The organism is Brevundimonas sp. UBA2503 (assembly GCF_002341485.1).
Classification (GTDB): Bacteria; Pseudomonadota; Alphaproteobacteria; order Caulobacterales; family Caulobacteraceae; genus Brevundimonas; species Brevundimonas halotolerans.
Window position 1 is genome coordinate 84,929 of record NZ_DDOD01000011.1, and the last position, 16,448, is coordinate 101,376.

21 protein-coding genes are annotated in these 16,448 nt (G+C 67.8%); 10 read left to right on the forward strand and 11 right to left on the reverse strand.

Annotated features, from left to right (window positions below; translation table 11 throughout):
- The first annotated feature begins 189 nt into the window (after window positions 1-189).
- Window positions 190-816: a M23 family metallopeptidase gene (locus B4K74_RS05885; protein WP_286692161.1), complete on the forward strand. Its 627-nt coding sequence runs from the start codon at window positions 190-192 to the stop codon at window positions 814-816.
- Window positions 817-825: 9 nt separating this feature from the next.
- Here B4K74_RS05885 and B4K74_RS05890 read toward each other — a convergent pair whose 3' ends face one another.
- Complete coding sequence (locus B4K74_RS05890) at window positions 826-1,218, reverse strand: hypothetical protein (RefSeq protein ID WP_164462029.1); 393 nt, start codon at window positions 1,216-1,218, stop codon at window positions 826-828.
- A 144-nt stretch (window positions 1,219-1,362) separates the two neighbouring features.
- Between B4K74_RS05890 and B4K74_RS05895 the strand changes: the two genes are divergently transcribed.
- Together B4K74_RS05895 and B4K74_RS05900 are read left to right on the forward strand one after the other, a co-directional pair.
- Window positions 1,363-2,325: an ABC transporter ATP-binding protein gene (locus B4K74_RS05895; RefSeq protein WP_286692162.1), complete on the forward strand. Its 963-nt coding sequence runs from the start codon at window positions 1,363-1,365 to the stop codon at window positions 2,323-2,325.
- Complete coding sequence (locus tag B4K74_RS05900) at window positions 2,322-3,734, forward strand: ABC transporter permease (protein ID WP_286692163.1); 1,413 nt, start codon at window positions 2,322-2,324, stop codon at window positions 3,732-3,734. The genes B4K74_RS05895 and B4K74_RS05900 overlap by 4 nt, the downstream gene beginning before the upstream one ends.
- A 105-nt stretch (window positions 3,735-3,839) precedes the next feature.
- On the opposite strand, the gene rpsU is transcribed toward B4K74_RS05900, so the two are convergent.
- The gene (rpsU, locus tag B4K74_RS05905; RefSeq protein ID WP_123288363.1) at window positions 3,840-4,073 is read right to left on the reverse strand and encodes a 30S ribosomal protein S21; all 234 of its coding nucleotides are present in this window, start codon (window positions 4,071-4,073) and stop codon (window positions 3,840-3,842) included.
- A gap of 207 nt (window positions 4,074-4,280) precedes the next feature.
- Between rpsU and B4K74_RS05910 the strand changes: the two genes are divergently transcribed.
- Window positions 4,281-4,949: a COQ9 family protein gene (locus B4K74_RS05910; RefSeq protein ID WP_286692164.1), complete on the forward strand. Its 669-nt coding sequence runs from the start codon at window positions 4,281-4,283 to the stop codon at window positions 4,947-4,949.
- Here the strand turns inward: B4K74_RS05910 and B4K74_RS05915 are convergent.
- Window positions 4,946-6,043, reverse strand: a complete 1,098-nt coding sequence (locus B4K74_RS05915; protein WP_286692165.1) for a 5-(carboxyamino)imidazole ribonucleotide synthase — start codon at window positions 6,041-6,043, stop codon at window positions 4,946-4,948. The two genes, B4K74_RS05910 and B4K74_RS05915, sit on opposite strands and share 4 nt — an antisense overlap.
- On the reverse strand, window positions 6,043-6,552 hold the full coding sequence (gene purE / locus B4K74_RS05920) for a 5-(carboxyamino)imidazole ribonucleotide mutase (protein ID WP_286692268.1): 510 nt from the start codon (window positions 6,550-6,552) through the stop codon (window positions 6,043-6,045). Before purE ends, B4K74_RS05915 begins: the two co-directional genes overlap by 1 nt.
- Window positions 6,553-6,723: 171 nt before the next feature.
- Between purE and B4K74_RS05925 the strand changes: the two genes are divergently transcribed.
- The gene (locus tag B4K74_RS05925; RefSeq protein ID WP_286692166.1) at window positions 6,724-7,305 is read left to right on the forward strand and encodes a GGDEF domain-containing protein; all 582 of its coding nucleotides are present in this window, start codon (window positions 6,724-6,726) and stop codon (window positions 7,303-7,305) included.
- A gap of 4 nt (window positions 7,306-7,309) precedes the next feature.
- Here B4K74_RS05925 and B4K74_RS05930 read toward each other — a convergent pair whose 3' ends face one another.
- The 3 genes from B4K74_RS05930 to B4K74_RS05940 are packed head-to-tail and all read right to left on the reverse strand — an operon-like array spanning window position 7,310 to window position 8,639.
- A complete protein-coding gene (locus B4K74_RS05930; protein WP_286692167.1) occupies window positions 7,310-7,531 on the reverse strand; it encodes a YdcH family protein in 222 nt (73 codons plus the stop codon).
- 44 nt (window positions 7,532-7,575) lie between these two features.
- Window positions 7,576-8,043: a TIGR02444 family protein gene (locus tag B4K74_RS05935; RefSeq protein WP_286692168.1), complete on the reverse strand. Its 468-nt coding sequence runs from the start codon at window positions 8,041-8,043 to the stop codon at window positions 7,576-7,578.
- The gene (locus B4K74_RS05940) at window positions 8,040-8,639 is read right to left on the reverse strand and encodes a UbiX family flavin prenyltransferase (protein WP_286692169.1); all 600 of its coding nucleotides are present in this window, start codon (window positions 8,637-8,639) and stop codon (window positions 8,040-8,042) included. The genes B4K74_RS05935 and B4K74_RS05940 overlap by 4 nt, the downstream gene beginning before the upstream one ends.
- A gap of 127 nt (window positions 8,640-8,766) precedes the next feature.
- On the opposite strand from B4K74_RS05940, the gene B4K74_RS05945 reads away from it, so the two are divergent.
- Entirely contained in the window at window positions 8,767-8,940 is a 174-nt protein-coding gene (locus B4K74_RS05945) for a YdcH family protein (protein ID WP_286692170.1), read from the forward strand.
- Window positions 8,941-9,013: 73 nt separating this feature from the next.
- Here the strand turns inward: B4K74_RS05945 and B4K74_RS05950 are convergent, their stop codons facing one another.
- Complete coding sequence (locus B4K74_RS05950) at window positions 9,014-9,679, reverse strand: DUF1013 domain-containing protein (RefSeq protein WP_123288372.1); 666 nt, start codon at window positions 9,677-9,679, stop codon at window positions 9,014-9,016.
- Window positions 9,680-9,891: 212 nt separating this feature from the next.
- On the opposite strand from B4K74_RS05950, the gene B4K74_RS05955 reads away from it, so the two are divergent.
- Window positions 9,892-10,548, forward strand: coding sequence for a beta/gamma crystallin-related protein (locus tag B4K74_RS05955; RefSeq protein ID WP_286692171.1), 657 nt, complete (start codon window positions 9,892-9,894; stop codon window positions 10,546-10,548).
- Here the strand turns inward: B4K74_RS05955 and B4K74_RS05960 are convergent, their stop codons facing one another.
- Window positions 10,549-11,523, reverse strand: a complete 975-nt coding sequence (locus B4K74_RS05960) for an NAD(P)H-quinone oxidoreductase (RefSeq protein WP_286692172.1) — start codon at window positions 11,521-11,523, stop codon at window positions 10,549-10,551.
- Between the two features lie 74 nt (window positions 11,524-11,597).
- Here B4K74_RS05960 and B4K74_RS05965 point away from each other — a divergent pair, with 74 nt between their 5' ends.
- The gene (locus tag B4K74_RS05965) at window positions 11,598-11,804 is read left to right on the forward strand and encodes a DUF1192 domain-containing protein (protein ID WP_286692173.1); all 207 of its coding nucleotides are present in this window, start codon (window positions 11,598-11,600) and stop codon (window positions 11,802-11,804) included.
- Window positions 11,805-11,897: 93 nt separating this feature from the next.
- Window positions 11,898-12,449 (forward strand): DUF1465 family protein, encoded by a 552-nt coding sequence (locus B4K74_RS05970; RefSeq protein WP_286692174.1) that lies wholly within the window; start codon window positions 11,898-11,900, stop codon window positions 12,447-12,449.
- 4 nt (window positions 12,450-12,453) lie between these two features.
- On the opposite strand, the gene B4K74_RS05975 is transcribed toward B4K74_RS05970, so the two are convergent.
- Together B4K74_RS05975 and rpmE are read right to left on the reverse strand one after the other, a co-directional pair.
- Window positions 12,454-14,061, reverse strand: a complete 1,608-nt coding sequence (locus B4K74_RS05975; protein ID WP_286692175.1) for a L,D-transpeptidase family protein — start codon at window positions 14,059-14,061, stop codon at window positions 12,454-12,456.
- Window positions 14,062-14,221: 160 nt separating this feature from the next.
- Complete coding sequence (gene rpmE, locus B4K74_RS05980) at window positions 14,222-14,446, reverse strand: 50S ribosomal protein L31 (RefSeq protein ID WP_286692176.1); 225 nt, start codon at window positions 14,444-14,446, stop codon at window positions 14,222-14,224.
- Between the two features lie 135 nt (window positions 14,447-14,581).
- Here rpmE and B4K74_RS05985 point away from each other — a divergent pair, with 135 nt between their 5' ends.
- A complete protein-coding gene (locus tag B4K74_RS05985) occupies window positions 14,582-16,444 on the forward strand; it encodes an ABC transporter transmembrane domain-containing protein (RefSeq protein WP_286692177.1) in 1,863 nt (620 codons plus the stop codon).
- Window positions 16,445-16,448: the final 4 nt, after the last annotated feature.

Here is a 16,448-nt window from a genome sequence, read left to right on the forward strand (position 1 = left end):
GGGCCGGTCGGCTCCGCCCTTTTTTGCGTCAGGCCGAAGGGTTCCCCGGGTGCGACGTCCTGACGCGCCCGGTGCCTCATTCTCGTCCAAGGGGAACGGTAGAAGGCCCCCTCATTCGACAGTGACCGGTCACGGCCCTCGGGGCTGCCGTTCCACCCGCTGCATGATCCAGAACGGAGACGCCGCCTGATGCGACGCCTTGACGCCCGACTTCGTACCCTCGCCACCCAATCCGGTCAGTCCCTTGGCCTTGTCGCCGTTGCCGTGCTGGCCATGGCCGCGGCACCGATCTCGGTGCCTGCCGGTGACGATCCGCTGGGCGTGACGGACAAGGGGCCGGTGGCCCCGCCGGTCGTGGCCGTAGCCGAGCCGGCTGGCCCTGTGACCCGCGAAATCCGGTTTGAAGCTCCGCTGAAGGGCTATCCGATCAATTCGCGCTTCGGCATGCGTCGTCTGGGCGGCGAGGGCGCGGCGCGTCCGCATAACGGCGTCGACATGGCCGCCCCGACCGGGACCAGCATCTTTGCCGCCGCCGAGGGCGTGGTGGTCCGCACCGGCTATCAACCCGAGGGCTATGGCCGCTTCGTCGAAGTGGCCCACCCGAACGGCATGACGACCCTGTATGCCCATATGAGCCGCGTGGACGTGGCCTCGGGCATGGCCGTGACGGGCGAGGACCGGCTGGGTCTGGTCGGGTCGACCGGCTATTCGACCGGGCCGCACCTGCATTTCGAGGTCCGCCGGGGCGGCACGCCGATCAATCCGGCGCGCGTTCTGGACCGCAGCTTTGAAGTGGTGGTGATCGAGGCGTCCTAACCGTCAGCCTTAGTTCGCGCGGGTCGCTCTGCCGCCCAGCCAGCTGCCGAGCGCGATCAGGCCGATGGCCAGAGGTCCGAACCATATCGGGTGGGGCAGCATAATGATGTTCATCACCGTACCCAGCACCAGCAATCCGCCGATGATCCAGCTGGGCCAGCCCCGGCGGCGTGCGATCATGCAGGCCACCAGGCCGCCGATCAACGCGGCCAGGCCATAGCCGACCGCCACCAGCACCAGCGAGATCGCCGGCGCCTGGGCCATGGCGGCGGCCTGTACCGCCGGGTCCATATAGTCGCCCGGCGGCGGCGGATACAGCAGGTGGATACCGGCCTGACTGCCCATGGTGACGGCCATAGCTACGACGACGCCGGCCACGACACCCATAATCTTACGGATCATTGAGGCCTCCCCAGCCTGCTTCCTGCGGTGATCATGACATGGAATTCATGAAAGCCGATGGGCTTTCGGCGCCGGGGGTGTTGTCAAACACCCTTTACATACCCTAGGACTCGTTTCGACCAAGAGTTTCCAAAGGGGGCGCATATGGACGCCGCACTGAGCCTGACCGACATCAGCAAACGCTATGGGGCGTTTCAGGCCGTCAAGGATCTGAGCTTTTCCGTGCCCAAGGGCAGCATCTGTGGCTTTCTGGGGCCGAACGGGGCGGGCAAGACCTCGACCCTGCGGATGATTCTGGGCCTGCAGCCGCAGACCTCGGGCAGTCTCAGTATTCTGGGCGCCGGCGACGGCCGCAGTGTGCGGGACCGGATCGGTTTCCTGCCGGAAGAGCGTGGCCTCTACAAAAAGATGACTCCAGTCGATGCAATCGCCTTCTTCGGCGCGCTGAAGGGCCTGCCGACGGGCGAGGGCCGCAAGCGCGCCCGGGTGATGCTGAAGCAACAGGGGCTGGAACACGCCCAGACCAAGAAGATGAAAGAGCTGTCGAAGGGCATGGCCCAGAAGGTGCAGCTGATCGCCTCGGTCGTGCACAAGCCGGAATTCGTCATCCTCGACGAGCCGTTTTCGGGCCTCGACCCGGTCAACCAGCAGGGTCTGGAAGAGATGATCCGCGGGCTGGCCGCCGATGGCGCCACGGTCCTGTTCTCGACCCACGTCATGCAGCACGCCGAGCGGCTGTGCGACAAGGTGGTGCTGCTGGCCCGGGGCCAGAAGGCGTTCGAGGGCACAGTCGACGAGGCCAAGGCCACCACCCGCCGGTTCCTCGAGCTGGAGGGTGAAATTGCCGTTGAGGCGGCCAGGGCCCTGCCGGGCGTGGTTTCGGTCGAGACCGTCCGCAGCGACGGCCCCGTGCACGTGCTGAAGGCCGAACTGGCCCCGGGCGGGCGGGGACAGGAGGCGTTGAAGGCGGCCTTCCTGAACGGTCTGGACGTGCGCCGCTTTGAGCTGCGCGAGCCGACCCTGCATGACGCCTTTATCGGCCTGACCGGGGATGACCCGGATCAGGACCAGACCGTTCGCCGCGAGAGCCTGGAGGCCGCCCGATGAGTCGCACCCTTCTGATCGCCCGGCGGGAATATGCCGCCTACGCCATGACCGTCGGCTTCTGGCTGTCGCTGCTGGCGTTTCCGATGTTTGCCGTGCTGGGTGGGGCCATCCCGATCCTGATGCGCACCAGCGAGCCGGTGCGCGCCGTGGTGCTGGTCGAGGAAGGCCCGGCCGCACAGGGACTGGCGGGGTCGGTGCAGGAAGCCCTGCGCGCCGACGCCGAGCGGCGAGCGGCCCGCGCAGCTGAGGCGCAGGAGGCGGCCGTCAAGGCGACCGGCCTGCCCAAGGAAGCGGTTGAACAGGCCGAGAAGCAGAGCGGCGGGGGGCTGAGCGAAGCCCTGAGCCGGCAGCGGCTGCGTATCGTCGATACGCCGTCTGAGCTGGCCCAGGCCGCGTCGGGCGAGGCCCAGGAAGAGATCGTCCGGGACCTGCTGACTGCCGAGGTCGACAAGGACGCGCAGATCGATTCCGTAGTCTTCCTGTCCCGCGACGCGGAGGGCAAGCCTGCGGCCCGGGTGTGGAGCCGGCGGGCCACCGATGACACCGTGGAGGATTTCATCCGGGACGCCCTGCAAGCTGCCAATCGGCGTCAGGTTTTCGAGTCTGCAGGCATTGATGGATCGGTCGTGGTTGAGACCGAGCGGTTCCGACCGGACGTTAAGGCCTTTTCGCCCCAGTCGGCGAGTGGCGGAGAGGTATCGTTCAAGGATCGCCTGCCTGGCCTGATCGGCTTGGGATCAGCCTTCCTGCTTTGGTCACTGATCATTACGGGGGCCTCGATCCTGCTCAACAGCGTGATGGAGGAGAAGTCGAACAAGATCCTCGAGGTTCTGCTGTCCTCGGCGTCGGCGACCGAAATCCTGACCGGCAAGGTTCTGGGCGTAGCCATGCTCACGGTGACGGTGCTGCTGGTCTGGGCAGGCATCGGGTCGGCAGGTCTGTTGTTCAGCTTCCCGGAGACTGCCCGCGACATCGGCTCGATCCTTCTGGAAGGTGGCATGATCTGGTACTTCGTGGCCTACGCTGTGGGCGGGTATCTGATGTACGCGGTGCTGTTCGCGGCCATCGGAGCCTTCTGTGAGACGCCGCGTGACGCCCAGACCTTGATGGGACCGATCATGATGGTTCTGGTCATCCCGATCATCGTGGTCCAGTTGGCGCTGCGCACGCCTGACGCGCCGCTGGTCAAGATCATGTCATGGGTCCCCTTCTTCACGCCCTTCCTGATGCCGGCGAGGGCGCCCTCGGACCCGCCGATGTTCGAGATCGCGGGGACCATGGCGGGTATGTTTGCCACGGCATTGCTGATGGTGTGGATCGCCGGGCGAGCGTTCCGTGCGGGTGCCCTGTCGGACGTCAAGCTGAGCTGGAAGAGCTTTGCCGGTGCCATCCGGGGCGGGGGGCGGTAAGTCCGGCGTCACCTCCCCGTCGGTGACGGGGAGGGGGACTGCCCAGCAAAAAGGCCGCCCTGGTTGCCCGGGGCGGCCTTTGTGTTTTCAGCGAAGCGCCGGGTCTTACCGGGGACGCGGCTTGGGCATCGGCAGCAGGCCTTCGCGCTGGGCGCGCTTGCGGGCCAGCTTGCGGGCGCGACGGACGGCCTCGGCCTTTTGACGGGCGCGCTTTTCCGACGGCTTTTCGTAGTGCACGTGGCGCTTCATTTCACGGAAGCTGCCTTCGCGTTGCATCTTCTTCTTCAGGGCCTTGAGCGCCTGATCGACGTTGTTGTCGCGGACAAAAATCTGAACCAGGGGTATCTCTCCTTTTGACTGCCCGCCGCGTCCTTTCTGAAGGGAGACGGGCAGACAAAAACACAGTGTCCCGCAAACCGGAGGGTCTTCGGGTGAAGGCGAGCCGGATACACGATGCGGCCCGCGCTGTCCAGAACGGTGTCGCGGATCGTCGCGGGGTTTTACGGGGGCTCGTCACCCCGATGCGGCAGGCCTAGTATAGCCCATATGTCACCCTCAAACGAGACCGATCCCGACCGCTGGGCCCGCGAGACCGAACAGGCCGTACTGGACCATGCCGTGGCGCTGGCGCCGCGTCTGGGCTGGAACGCCACCATGGCCCGGGCGGCGTGTGCTGCGGCCGGTCTGACGGAAGGCGATCAGGACCTGCTGCTGCCGCACGGGGCGCGCGATCTGGCGGCCCTGCTGTCCCGCCGGCACGACGACCGCGCGTTTGCCACCCTGGCCGGGGTCGATCCGGCCACGCTTAAGATTCGCGAGCGCATCGCCCGGGGCGTTTCTGCCCGTATGGAGGCGGGGGCCGAGGACCTTGAGGCCTGTCGCAAATGCGCGGGCTTCCTGGCCCTGCCGCACAATGCCGAGTCGGGGCTGAAGCTGGCGTGGGAGACCGCCGACCGGCTGTGGGTCTGGGCGGGGGACACCGCCACGGACTGGAACCACTATTCCAAGCGGACGATCCTGTCGGGCATTCTGGTACCGGCCCTGACCATGCGCTGGTTCGACGGGCGCGAGGCGGCCGAGGCCTTTGTCGCCGACCGCATCGACAACGTCATGACCTTCGAGAAGTGGAAGGCCGGCAAGGATTTCGAGGCCCCGCTGCGCAGGGTGACCGAGGTGCTGAGCCGGATGCGGTACGGGCCGAAGGCTGAGGCCTAAAGCGGGCGCACGCGGTTGACGTGGGCCATCTTGCGGCCGGGGCGGGCCTCGCCCTTGCCGTAGAGGTGCAGGCGCCTGTCGGAGTTGCCGGCCAGCTTTTCCCACTGGTCGATGTCTTCGCCGAGCAGATTGGTCATCTCGACATGGGCATGGGCGGCGGTGGGGCCCAGCGGCCAGCCGGTGATGGCGCGGATGTGCTGTTCGAACTGGTCGCAGACGCAGCCGTCCTGGGTCCAGTGGCCGGTGTTGTGAACGCGGGGCGCGATCTCATTGACCAGCAGCCGGCTCTCGCCGAGGTCGAACAGCTCGATGCCCAGCACACCGACATAGTCCAGCTGTTCCAGCACGGCGCGGGCGATGGCGCGGGCGCGGCGCTCGGTCTTTGAGTCGACTTCGGCCGGGGCGACCGTGGTCTTGAGCACGCCGCCCTTGTGGGTGTTCCAGCCCAGCGGATAGACGGCGGTCTTGCCGTCCCAGCCGCGCGCGCAGATGATCGACAGCTCGCGGACGAACAGGGCCCGGGCCTCGAGCACGGCAGGACGCTCGCCGATGGAAGCCCACGCCGCCGCCGCCTGCTTCACGGACTTGATCCAGACCTGGCCCTTGCCGTCATAGCCTTCACGCCGGGTTTTCAGCAGGGCGGGCAGGGGGATGACCTGAAGGGCGGTTTCGAGTGAGGGCAGGTCGTCGACCATGGCGAACTCGACGGTCGGGGCGCCGGCTTCGTTGAGGAAGGTCTTTTCCAGAATGCGGTCCTGGGCGACGGCCAGGGCGCGGGGGCCGGGGGCGACGCGGGCGCCGGCCTCGGCCAGCAGTTCGACCGACCGGGCGGGGACGTTCTCGAACTCGAAGGTCACCACGTCACAGACGCGGCCGAAGACGTTCAGGGCCGTGGGGTCGTCATAGGCGGCGACGATCTGGCCGCGCGAGACGCGTCCGGCGGGGCTGTTTTCCTCGGGGTCGAGGATGACGACATCGAAGCCGAGGCGCGAGGCGGCCTGGGACAGCATCCGCCCCAGCTGGCCACCACCCAGAATGCCGACGGTCGAGCCGGGGGCGAGGGCGGGGGGAACCGGAGACGGCGCGTCGCTCATCAGTCCTCGACGGTTTCGGGCACGGATTCGGTCAGGGCCTCGCGGAAGGCGTCCAGCCGACCGGCCAGCACGGGATCGTTGAGGGCCAGGATCTGGGCGGCGAGGATGCCGGCGTTCTTCGCACCGGCCTCACCGATGGCGAGGGTGCCGACCGGGACGCCACCGGGCATCTGCACGATGGAGAGCAGGGAATCGAGCCCGCTCAGGGCCTTTGACTGCACCGGCACGCCCAGCACGGGCAGGCTGGTCATGGAGGCGACCATGCCGGGCAGGTGGGCCGCGCCCCCGGCCCCGGCAATGATGACCTGAATGCCCTTGTCACGGGCCTCGCGGGCGAAGGCGACCATGCGATCGGGCGTGCGGTGGGCCGACACGACCCGGGCCGACCAGGCGACGCCCAGACGGTCGAGGCTGTCGGTGGCGGCCTTCATCGTCGGCCAGTCCGAGCGGCTGCCCATGATGATGGCCACGGGGGCCGTGGCATCCCCTGCCGGAGGTGTCGGTTCCATGGAGGACGGGGCCATGGGTGTCCCTCAAACGCGCGCCCGTGCGGGCGGGAAGGGGCCGGTTACAGCACCCGCGTTGCGCCTGCAACCAAGCAGGTTAGCATCGGGGCGGGCGCGATCGCCTGAGTCGGGCCTTGCTGGCCCCCCTGCCGCCTCTGGAGTCTTGCCGTTTCCGTGTCCCAGACCCCTGCCCCGCTGCCGGATTCCGACGCCCTTGAGGCCGAGCTGGCCCGGCTGCGCGCCGAGGTCGAGGCCCTGCGTGCGCGGGCTGAGGCGGCCGAGGCAGCCGCTGACCACGATGTGCTGACCCCGGCGCTGAACCGGCGGGGGTTCGTGACGGCGCTTCACCGGGCCATGGCCTATTGCAAACGCCATCAGGTGCCGGCGGTGCTGCTGTACCTGGATCTGGACGGCTTCAAGGGCGTCAATGACACCTATGGCCATGCGGCGGGCGATGCGGCGCTGGTGCGGGTGGCCGAGCTGATGCGCGACAATCTGCGGGAGTCGGATGCGGTGGGGCGTCTGGGCGGCGACGAGTTCGGCCTGCTGATGATGAATGCCGGCATTGAGGAAGGCCGCGACAAGGCCGCGCGGCTGGCCGAGACGCTGAAGACCGAGGGCTTCCGCTACGAGGGCCGGACGGTGCCGCTGGGCGGGTCGTTCGGCGTGCGCGCCTGGACCGGTCAGGAGGATGTCGAGACCTGGCTGGCCGAGGCCGACGCCGCCATGTGGCTGCGCAAGCCGGGGCGCAGCTGAGGCGTCAGGCGATGATGTCGGGGAGGATGCGGGCCTCGATCTTCACGATCTCGTCGCGCAGGGCGAGCTTCTGACGCTTGAGGCGGGCGATGCGCAGCTGGTCGGGGACGGCTATGGCGCCCAGCGCCTCGATCGCGGCGTCCAGATCGGCGTGCTCACGACGCAGGCCCCGGAGCTGGATGTGAAGCGCCAGTTCCTCTTCCGTCAGACTCGCGTCGTCGTTCATTGCGCCCGGTACCCCTGATTTCCCTGTCTATAGCCGAGCCGGGGTCAGGCTGAAAGACACGCGGTCAGGGTCTGCAGTTCCTTGCGGGGAGTAACCGGCGACCAGGCGCGGGTCACGGCCACCAGCGTCTTGAGCGTATCGGCGCCGGGGGCGGCCTCGCGCGGCAGATGCTCCAGCGCCTGCATCAGATGGTGTTCGGCGCGGCGCTCCAGCTCGATGGTCTTCTGGCGGACGTCCAGACGGGCGCCGGGCTCCATGTCGGGGTGGGGCGACTTGAGCTTGCGGCGAAGGGCGCGCAGGGCGTCGAGGGTCGTCTCGTCCCACGCGCGCGCGATGTCGCAGGCGGCCTCAAGCGTGTCCTCCGACGCCGACTCGTCCCGGGCCGCGATCCAGGCCGCCCAGAGGAGCAGGGGGACGCACTGGCCGTGGCGGTCCTGCAGATCGACGCAGGCGTCGGCCACGCCATCGCGGCCGTAGGCCTCAAGCGCCCAGTCCCAGAAGCCGGGGGTCATGAGGCGGGGCCGCTCAGGCCGCTCCAGCGGGTGACGGGCGACCAGTCCAGATCGAACAGGTCCAGCACGCGGCCGACGCTCTGGTCGATCACCTGATCCAGACTGTCGGGACGGGCGTAGAGGGCGGGCAGGGGCGGGGCGATGATGGCGCCCATTTCCGACAGGACGGTCAGGGTGCGCAGGTGGCCGAGGTGCAGGGGCGTCTCGCGCACCATCAGCACCAGACGGCGGCGTTCCTTGAGCGTGACGTCGGCGGCGCGGGTCAGAAGGGTCGAGGTGATGCCGGTGGCGATCTCGCCCGCGCTGCGGATCGAGCAGGGCGCGATGACCATGCCGCGCGTGCGGAACGAGCCCGAGGCGATGGAGGCGCCGACATCGGCGACCTTGTGCACCACATCGGCGCGGTCCGTCAGATCCTGGGGCGACAGGTCGGTTTCCTGCGACAGGGTCAGCAGGGCAGCACGCGACACCACGAGGTGCGACAATACGCCCAGATCCCGAAGCGCATCGAGCATGCGGACGCCATAGATGACGCCGGATGCGCCGCTGATGCCCACGATCAGGGGGCGATCATCCCTGGATACGGCAGAGTTCAAAACTTTGACCCTTTTGGCAGCGACCCTGTTTTGGTCCGGATGCTACGCGAATCACCGAAACGTGATTCCACACGGTCGGCATCCGGGCGCTCAATCTACTGGTCCCTTAGACAAGGAGGCGCAAGCCATGACCATCGAGGCGCGTATTCGCGAACTGGGAAACCGTCACCGCAATCTGGATACTGCGATCCAGAAGGAAACGACCAAACCGGCCACCGATCCGCTCTACCTCAAGTCGCTGAAGCTCCGAAAACTCAGGCTGAAGGAACAGATTGCCGGCCTTGAGCGACAGAGCGGATAGTCAGGCTGTCCAGATCATGAAAACGGCCCCGGAGATGCTCCGGGGCCGTTTTTGCATCGGGTGATCGGCAGGGTCAGTCGCGCGAACCGAACACCGACTCGGCGGTGTGCTGGCTGCGGGCCTCGGGGGCATCGGGCTCGAACGCCGGTTCGGCCGCCGGCTGGGCTTCGCCGGTCTGAAGAGTGGCGCCGCCCTTCTTGGCGTCGTCCTTGGCCTTCTTGTCGGCCGCCTTCTTGATCACCTCGTCGAGGACGATCTGGCCGACCAGACCGAGGGTGACGGGATCGACCGGCTTGATGTTGGCGGTGTTCCAGTGGGTGCGACTGCGCACCGTCTCGATGGTGGCCTTGGTGGTGCCCAGCAGTTTCGAGATCTGGGCGTCGGTCACCTCGGGGTGGTTCTTGACGAACCACATGATGGCGTCGGGGCGGTCCTGACGGCGCGAGACCGGCGTATAGCGCGGCGGGGCCTTGGCCGGCTTGAGCAGTTCTGCGTGGCGGCTGACCACGGCCTTCATGCGATAGGACTCGTCGGCCTGGGCCTTGTCCAGCTCGTCGCGGGTCAGCTGGCCGTTGATCAGCGGGTCGGCGCCACGGATGTCACGGGCGACATCACCGTCGGCGATGCCACGCACTTCCAGCGGGTGCAGACCACAGAAGTCGGCGATCTGCTCGAAGGTCAGGGAGGAATTGTCCACCAGCCAGACCGCTGTGGCCTTGGGCATGAGAATGTCGGTCATGACGTCGTTCCGGTTCATGAAGGGGCCCGGAAGCCGGGGCCCGGAAACAGCGGCGCCCGACCTTTCGGCCGGGCGCGGAGACTGTCCGTATAGGCGCATTCGGCTGAAAAGAAAACGCCATATGGCGCGCTCATACAGCCAAGGTTCATCTGCGAAGCGTCACGGTGGGCTCATGGGGGTTTGGCCCCGATCGAAAGTGTGGAGGAGAGATCATGTTGAGTTTGGCAGGAGTGGCCGCCATGTCGGCCCTGGCATTGGGCGGTCCCGCCCCCGTCGCCGATCAGGACCCGCAGCGGGCACCGGGTGGCAGCTATCAGGATCCGCAGGCCGTATCCCCGCGTGGAAGCTATGCGCGCAGCTGCAGCGGGGACTATGTGAACCGCGGCCGCCTCTATGCAGATTGTCGTGACGAACGCGGCCGGATCCGCGGGACGTCGATCGAGCTGAATCGCTGCGGTCCCTACGACATCTCCAACAACAACGGCCGGCTGGTTTGTGGCCCGCACCGCGGCGACTTCGAGGACCGTGGGGGTGGCGGCGGCAGGGACGACTGGGACGACCGCCGGGATGACCGCTGGGATCGCGGTCAGGGTGGGCGGGCCGAGATCACGGTGTACCGGGATGCCAGTTTCCGTGGACCCTCGACCAGCTTCAGAGGCGAGATCGCGAATCTGGATCGCACGGGCTTCAACGACCAGATCAGCTCGATGAGCTTCCGGGGTGAGTGGGAAGCCTGCACCGATGCCTATTTCCGGGGCTACTGTCAGCGGTTTACGGGCGACGTCCGCAACCTGAGCTCGTGGGGTTTGAACGACCGGATTTCCTCGCTGCGACCCGTGGGTCGCGGGGGGCGGGGAGACCGCTGGTAGTCAGTCGACCACCAGCACGATCTTGCCGATGTGCTCGCCCGCCTCCAGCCGGAGGTGGGCGAGACCGGCATCTGCCAAAGGAAAGGTCGCCTCGATTGGGGGCCTGACCTGACCGCTCTCGACCCAGGGCCATGCCGTCTGGCGGACCGCCGCGATCAGGCGAGCCTTCTCGTCCGCGCTACGCGAGCGGAGCGTTGAGCCGGTCAGCACGATCCGCTTCAGCATCAGCCGCATCAGGTCGATTTCGACCCGGGCGCCGCTGAGGGTGGCGATCACGCACCAGCGCCCGCCGGGCTTGAGCACCGACTGGTTCAGCGCGGCATAGTCGGCTCCGACCATGTCGAGGATCACATCGACGCCGCCCGCCTGTTGGATGGCGGCCTCAAGGTCGTCGCTTGCGGCATCGAGGCTGAGGTCGGCGCCAAGCGCCCGTGCGGCGTCCGCCTTGGTCTTGCCGCGCGAGGTGGCGATGACGCGGGCGCCGGCGGCCCTGGCCAGCCGGATGGCGGTGACGCCGATACCGCTGGTGGCACCATGGATCAGCAGGGTTTCACCCGCCTGCAGCCGTCCATCCTCGAAGACATTGGCAAAGACGGTCGACAGGGTCTCGGGCAGGGCTGCGGCGGCCACAAAGTCCAGATCGTCGGGGAGGGGGAACAGATGCCGCGCATCGACCACCGCCTGGTCCGCATAGCCGCCCCCGCCCAGCAGGGCGCAGACCCGGTCGCCGATAGCCCGGTCGGTCACGCCGTCGCCAAGCCGGTCAATCTCGCCAGCCACTTCAAGACCGAGGGTGTCGGGCGCGCCGGGCGGCGGGGGATATCGGCCCTCGCGCTGCAGCAGATCGGGGCGGTTGATACCCGCGGCGCGCACCCGGATGCGAACCTGACCGGGGCCGGGCTCAAGGTCCGGGGACTCGACCAGCCAAAGGGCGGTCGCGGGGCCCGTGCCACCGCTGATCGAGATGCGTTTCATGGGGCCGCCCTTGCAATCATCCGTGTCCGGGCGTTCACATAGCGGCCACAGGACCGTGAACCAAGGAGGCGGGCATGATCATCGACGACGCCGAACCGAGGCCGCAGCGCGGGGCCTTGCTGGGCCAGCTGGCGCGCGAGGACCTGGATCTCTATTCGGTCGAGGAGTGCCGGGACCGGATCGCCCTGCTTGAAGTCGAGATTGCCCGCGTGAAAGCAGCCATGGAGGCGAAGTCGGCGCGCAAATCGGCGGCCGAGGCGCTTTTCAACTTCGGCTCGTAACGGCACGGGCGGCGTGGCATGACCGTTGCAGGCAACCGGGCCGACGCGGTTCCATCTGCGGCGACAGGGTTCACCTACAGGTAAATAGTGTTGATGACTGAAGAGACGTCCCCGCCCGATCTGGCTCCGTCCGGCACCGCCGTGGACGGTCGCGTCGCCGTGGTGACCGATTTTGCCGCCTCCGACCTGTTCGACCGCACCTTTCGCGAGGGGATGGAGTTGGTCGAGGAGACTGCCGCCTATCTGGACGGTGAGGGACGGCGGGACTCCAAGCTGCTGTCGCGCTCCAGCGCCCTGGCCTATGCGGGCGAGAGTATGCGCCTGACCACCCGCCTGATGCAGATCGCTTCGTGGCTGCTGGTGCAGCGCGCGGTGCGCGAGGGCGACATGGCGGCCAGCGCGGCCTGCGAGGCGCGTTATCGGCTGGCGGCCCGCAAGGTCGAGGGTGAGACGCCGCCGCCCGCGGACCTGCCGATCGCGCTGGTGGAATATGCGGTGCGGGCCGAGAAGCTGTACGACCGAATCCATTATCTGGACCGGCGTATGTATGTGGATGCAACCCCGCCGGCGGACACGCCGAACCCGGTTCAGAGTCAGTTCGACAGACTGTCAGCGGCCTTCGGGGGCCCCAACAACTCGAACTGACGCTCTACGGCCCGACGTCGTTGGCGTCGACGCGACCGTCCTGAACCGGACGGGGCAGGGAGACGGCGATGCCGAGCGCATCGGCCAGCTTTTCGTCGCGATTGTAGACATCCTCGCGGAAGGCCACGCGGCCCTGACCGTCGACGAAGGCCGTCCAGTACAGCAGGCGCACTCCGATTTCGCGGCCCGTCGTGACCCGGGTGGTCCGCCGGTTTGCCTGGGCGGTGTCGAACTCTTCCAGCTTGGCGGGATCCGGGGACAGCAGCAGACGGGCGAACTCGACCGCGCCCTCGACGCGCACGCAGCCGTGGCTGCGGTGACGGTAGGCCAGGTTGAACGCTCCCTTGGACGGGGTGTCGTGCAGGAAGATGGCGTAGCTGTCGCGCAGCTCGAACTTGACATAGCCCAACGCGGACTGGGGACCGGCCCGCTGGATGACGGTGCCGTTCGAGATATACATGTCGTTGGCGGCCAGATAGCCGGGGCCGCGGGGCAGGATCTCGTTGCGGGCGATGCCGGCCGGAACGTACCAGGGCGGGTTGGCCACGACCGAGGCGAAGGGCTTTTCGAGGCTGGGGGTCTGGTTGGCGGCCGTGCCCACCACCACGCGGTTGGAGTGAACCGGGCGGCCGTCCTTCCAGTAGACCATGATGGCGGCAGCGGTGTTGACCTCGATCCGCTCGGGATCAACGTCACGGGCCAGCCAGCGGCGGCGCTCAAGGTTGAGGGCAATCTGGCGGGCGCGATCCTCGGCAGACGCCGACAGGGACTGCTGGGTGCCCGATCCGATGCGGGCATCAACCGCGAGGCCGTGGCGGCCCTGGAAGCTGCGCACGGCCTGCTGAAGCTCAGGGCCGTAGAAATTGTCGGCCATGGCCAGCAGGCGCATGCCTTCGGCCTCATTGAGGTCGCCCTCGGCGATCAGCCGCTGGATCAGTTGCGGCACGCGGCGATCCACGTCGCCGGGCTCAATGTTGGCGCCCACGCGGAACGTCGGCCAGCCGCCGTTCTCGCGAATCATGCGACGATAGCGGACATAGCCCGCCGACAGATTGCTGTAGCCGATGTCGGTCGGGGCGAGGCCCTCGTACCATTCGACCACGCCTTCGGACGCAAGGGCCCGATAGAGGCCAAGCGGCAGATCGGTGCGATTCTTGCGCATCTCCCACAGGTCCTCGACCGTCTCGGGGCGGATGCGGCCTTCGCTGAGCACTCGGGCGTAGCGCAGGGCGGCGGCCGTGGTGCGCATTTCCGCCATGCTGCGGTCGGCGGCGAGGCCCTCGAAATCGAAGAAGTCGTACTGGGCGAGGCCATGGCGCTCGGCCTTGGAGGCCGCAGTGCGCAGATTGTCGAGGCGCGGGGCGGTCCAGACCGGGTTCCAGCCGTTCATCTCATAGAAGACCCGGACATCGGGCTGTTCGGTTTGCGGCAGGCGGGCCAGTTGGTCGTTGAAGCTGTTGTAGAAGGCGACGGCGGTCGGGTCACGGGTCGGCGGAACGCCCTGGGGCCGGCCCATCGGATCCTGTGGTGCGTTCTGGGCATGGGCGGCCTGGGCCGCTCCCATGATGGCGGCGGTGGCTGCACCCAGACCCAGTTGTCGACGCGTGATCATGATCCGTTTGCCGTCCAGCTTGTCGCGGGGCCCGGAATGGCCTCGCTGTCCTATAATCAACCGCAGCTTATCGGCGTTCCAGACAAACAGAAAGCGCCGCCCCCGAGGGACGGCGCTCTGTGGCTTCCGGGACGCACCCCCTAAGGGGGCAGACCGCAGGCTACTTCTTGATGAAGCCGCCGAATTTCGAGTTGAAGCGCGAGACACGACCAGCGCGGTCCATCAGGTGCGCATTGCCGCCGGTCCAGGCCGGGTGGGTCAGCGGATCGATGTCCAGGTTCAGCGTCGCGCCTTCCTTCTGGTAGGTCGATCGCGTCTGGTAGGAGGTGCCATCCGTCATCGTCACGGTGATGAAGTGATAGTCGGGGTGGGTGTCCGCTTTCATCGCGTTGGTCCGGTCTGTTCAGGCGCGGTGACGATGCCGACCGTCGGTGCGCAAAATGGGAAACCCGCCAGAAGCTCCGGCGGGAGAGGGGCGGCGTTTACACCGGGTAGCGTTCCGGGGCAAGAGGCGCGGGCCATGACCGAAACACCCCCGCCTTCCCGCGCCGCACCCGACCTGGATGCCGAGGCCTCTGGCCGCCCCGGCGCCGGTGCACAGCTCAGCGAGCGGCTGAGCGAGGCAGGCGAGCGCCGCACCCGGCAAAAGGATGTGCGCCCGCTTTTGCGCCTGTGGCCCTTTGCCGTCCAGCACCGCGGGCATGCGGCGCTGTCGGTGTTCTGGCTGCTGATGTCGACGGCGGCCTCGCTGGGCCTGACGGTGACCTCGCGCGGGGCCATCGACAACGGCTTTGAGGCCGGTGGGGCGCAGCTGAATTTCTGGTTCCTGCTGCTGGGGCTGAATGCGCTGTTCCTCGGGGTGGCTTCGGCGGTGCGCTATTATTTCGTGACGCGGACGGGCGAGCGGATCATCGCCGACCTGCGCACGGCCCTGTTCGGGCGGGTGCTGACCCTGGACCCGGCCTTTTTCGTGCGGATGCGGACGGGCGAGGTTCTGTCGCGCCTGACGACCGACATTCAACTGATCGACACCCTGATGACGACCTCGATCAGCTTTGCGCTGCGCAACCTGCTGACCATGATCGGGGGGATGATCCTGCTGTTCGTGGTCAGTCCCAAGCTGATGGGGCTGGTGCTGCTGGTGCTGCCGCTGCTGATCGTGCCGCTGTTCCTGTTCGGGCGGGTGGTGCGCAAGCTGACCGTCGATTCGCAGGACCGGTTCGCCGAGGCGGTCGGGTTCGCGGGTGAGAGCGTCGATGCCATCGAGACGGTGCAGGCCTTTGGCCGCGAGGCCTCGGCTATCGGCCGGTTCGGCCAAGCGGTCGAGGCGGCCTTTGGCGTGTCGCTGAAGCGAATCCGGGCGCGGGCCTGGATGACGGCCATGATCATCACCCTGATGTTCGGCGGGGTGACGCTGGTGCTGTGGCTGGGCGCGCAGGATGTGATCGCCGGGCGGATGACGCCGGGCGCCCTGCTGCAGTTCGTGCTGCTGTCGGTGTTTGTGGCCGGCGCCGTGGGCGCGCTGGGCGAGAGCTGGGGCGATGTGCAAAAGGCCGCCGGGGCCATGCAGCGCATCGATGAGCTGATGCGGGCTCAGCCCGGTATCTGCCCGCCCGCCGCCCCGAAGGCCCTGCCCGAACTGCCGGTGGGCGAGGTCGAGATGCGGGATGTCAATTTCGCCTATCCGGGACGACCGGACCTGCCGGCGCTCAGGGACTTCACGCTGTCGGTGAGACCGGGCGAGACGGTGGCCCTGGTCGGGCCGTCGGGGGCGGGCAAGTCGACGGTGTTTCGCCTGCTGCTGCGCTTTTATGATCCGCAGTCCGGTCAGGTGCGGGTCGACGGGGTCGAGGCCTCGACGGTCGATCCGGTGGACCTGCGCTCGCGCTTTGCCTGGGTGTCACAGGAGGCGCCGCTGTTCTCGGGCTCGGCCATCGAGAACATCCGCTTTGGCCGCGAGGATGCCGGGGTCGACGAGGTCCGCGACGTGGCCGAGCGGGCCCAGGCGCTGGCCTTTGTCGAGGCCCTGCCCGAAGGGTTCGACACCCCGCTGGGCGAGCGCGCGCGCAGCCTGTCCGGCGGACAGCGCCAGCGGCTCGCCATCGCCCGGGCGCTGATCCGGCAGGCGCCGATCCTGTTGCTGGATGAGGCGACCAGTGCGCTGGATGCCGAGAACGAGCGCTTGGTGCAGGTGGCGCTGGACGAGGCCATGCAGGCGCGCACGACCCTGGTGATCGCCCACCGACTGGCGACCGTGCTGCGCGCAGACCGGATCGTGGTGATGGACGAGGGGCGGGTGGTCGAGGTCGGCACCCACGGCGAGCTGGTCGCTCGGGGGGGGCTGTACGCCCGGCTGGCCCGGCTGCAGTTCCGGGCCGACTGAGCCC

Coding starts and splice junctions, on each gene's coding strand:
- B4K74_RS05885 (WP_286692161.1), top strand. CDS start 190: ATGCGACGCCTTGACGCCCGACTTCGTACCCTCGCCACCCAATCCGGT.
- B4K74_RS05890 (WP_164462029.1), bottom strand. CDS start 1,218: ATGATCCGTAAGATTATGGGTGTCGTGGCCGGCGTCGTCGTAGCTATG.
- B4K74_RS05895 (WP_286692162.1), top strand. CDS start 1,363: ATGGACGCCGCACTGAGCCTGACCGACATCAGCAAACGCTATGGGGCG.
- B4K74_RS05900 (WP_286692163.1), top strand. CDS start 2,322: ATGAGTCGCACCCTTCTGATCGCCCGGCGGGAATATGCCGCCTACGCC.
- B4K74_RS05910 (WP_286692164.1), top strand. CDS start 4,281: ATGTCACCCTCAAACGAGACCGATCCCGACCGCTGGGCCCGCGAGACC.
- B4K74_RS05915 (WP_286692165.1), bottom strand. CDS start 6,043: ATGAGCGACGCGCCGTCTCCGGTTCCCCCCGCCCTCGCCCCCGGCTCG.
- purE (WP_286692268.1), bottom strand. CDS start 6,552: ATGGAACCGACACCTCCGGCAGGGGATGCCACGGCCCCCGTGGCCATC.
- B4K74_RS05930 (WP_286692167.1), bottom strand. CDS start 7,531: ATGAACGACGACGCGAGTCTGACGGAAGAGGAACTGGCGCTTCACATC.
- B4K74_RS05935 (WP_286692168.1), bottom strand. CDS start 8,043: ATGACCCCCGGCTTCTGGGACTGGGCGCTTGAGGCCTACGGCCGCGAT.
- B4K74_RS05945 (WP_286692170.1), top strand. CDS start 8,767: ATGACCATCGAGGCGCGTATTCGCGAACTGGGAAACCGTCACCGCAAT.
- B4K74_RS05950 (WP_123288372.1), bottom strand. CDS start 9,679: ATGACCGACATTCTCATGCCCAAGGCCACAGCGGTCTGGCTGGTGGAC.
- B4K74_RS05955 (WP_286692171.1), top strand. CDS start 9,892: ATGTTGAGTTTGGCAGGAGTGGCCGCCATGTCGGCCCTGGCATTGGGC.
- B4K74_RS05960 (WP_286692172.1), bottom strand. CDS start 11,523: ATGAAACGCATCTCGATCAGCGGTGGCACGGGCCCCGCGACCGCCCTT.
- B4K74_RS05965 (WP_286692173.1), top strand. CDS start 11,598: ATGATCATCGACGACGCCGAACCGAGGCCGCAGCGCGGGGCCTTGCTG.
- B4K74_RS05970 (WP_286692174.1), top strand. CDS start 11,898: ATGACTGAAGAGACGTCCCCGCCCGATCTGGCTCCGTCCGGCACCGCC.
- B4K74_RS05975 (WP_286692175.1), bottom strand. CDS start 14,061: ATGATCACGCGTCGACAACTGGGTCTGGGTGCAGCCACCGCCGCCATC.
- rpmE (WP_286692176.1), bottom strand. CDS start 14,446: ATGAAAGCGGACACCCACCCCGACTATCACTTCATCACCGTGACGATG.
- B4K74_RS05985 (WP_286692177.1), top strand. CDS start 14,582: ATGACCGAAACACCCCCGCCTTCCCGCGCCGCACCCGACCTGGATGCC.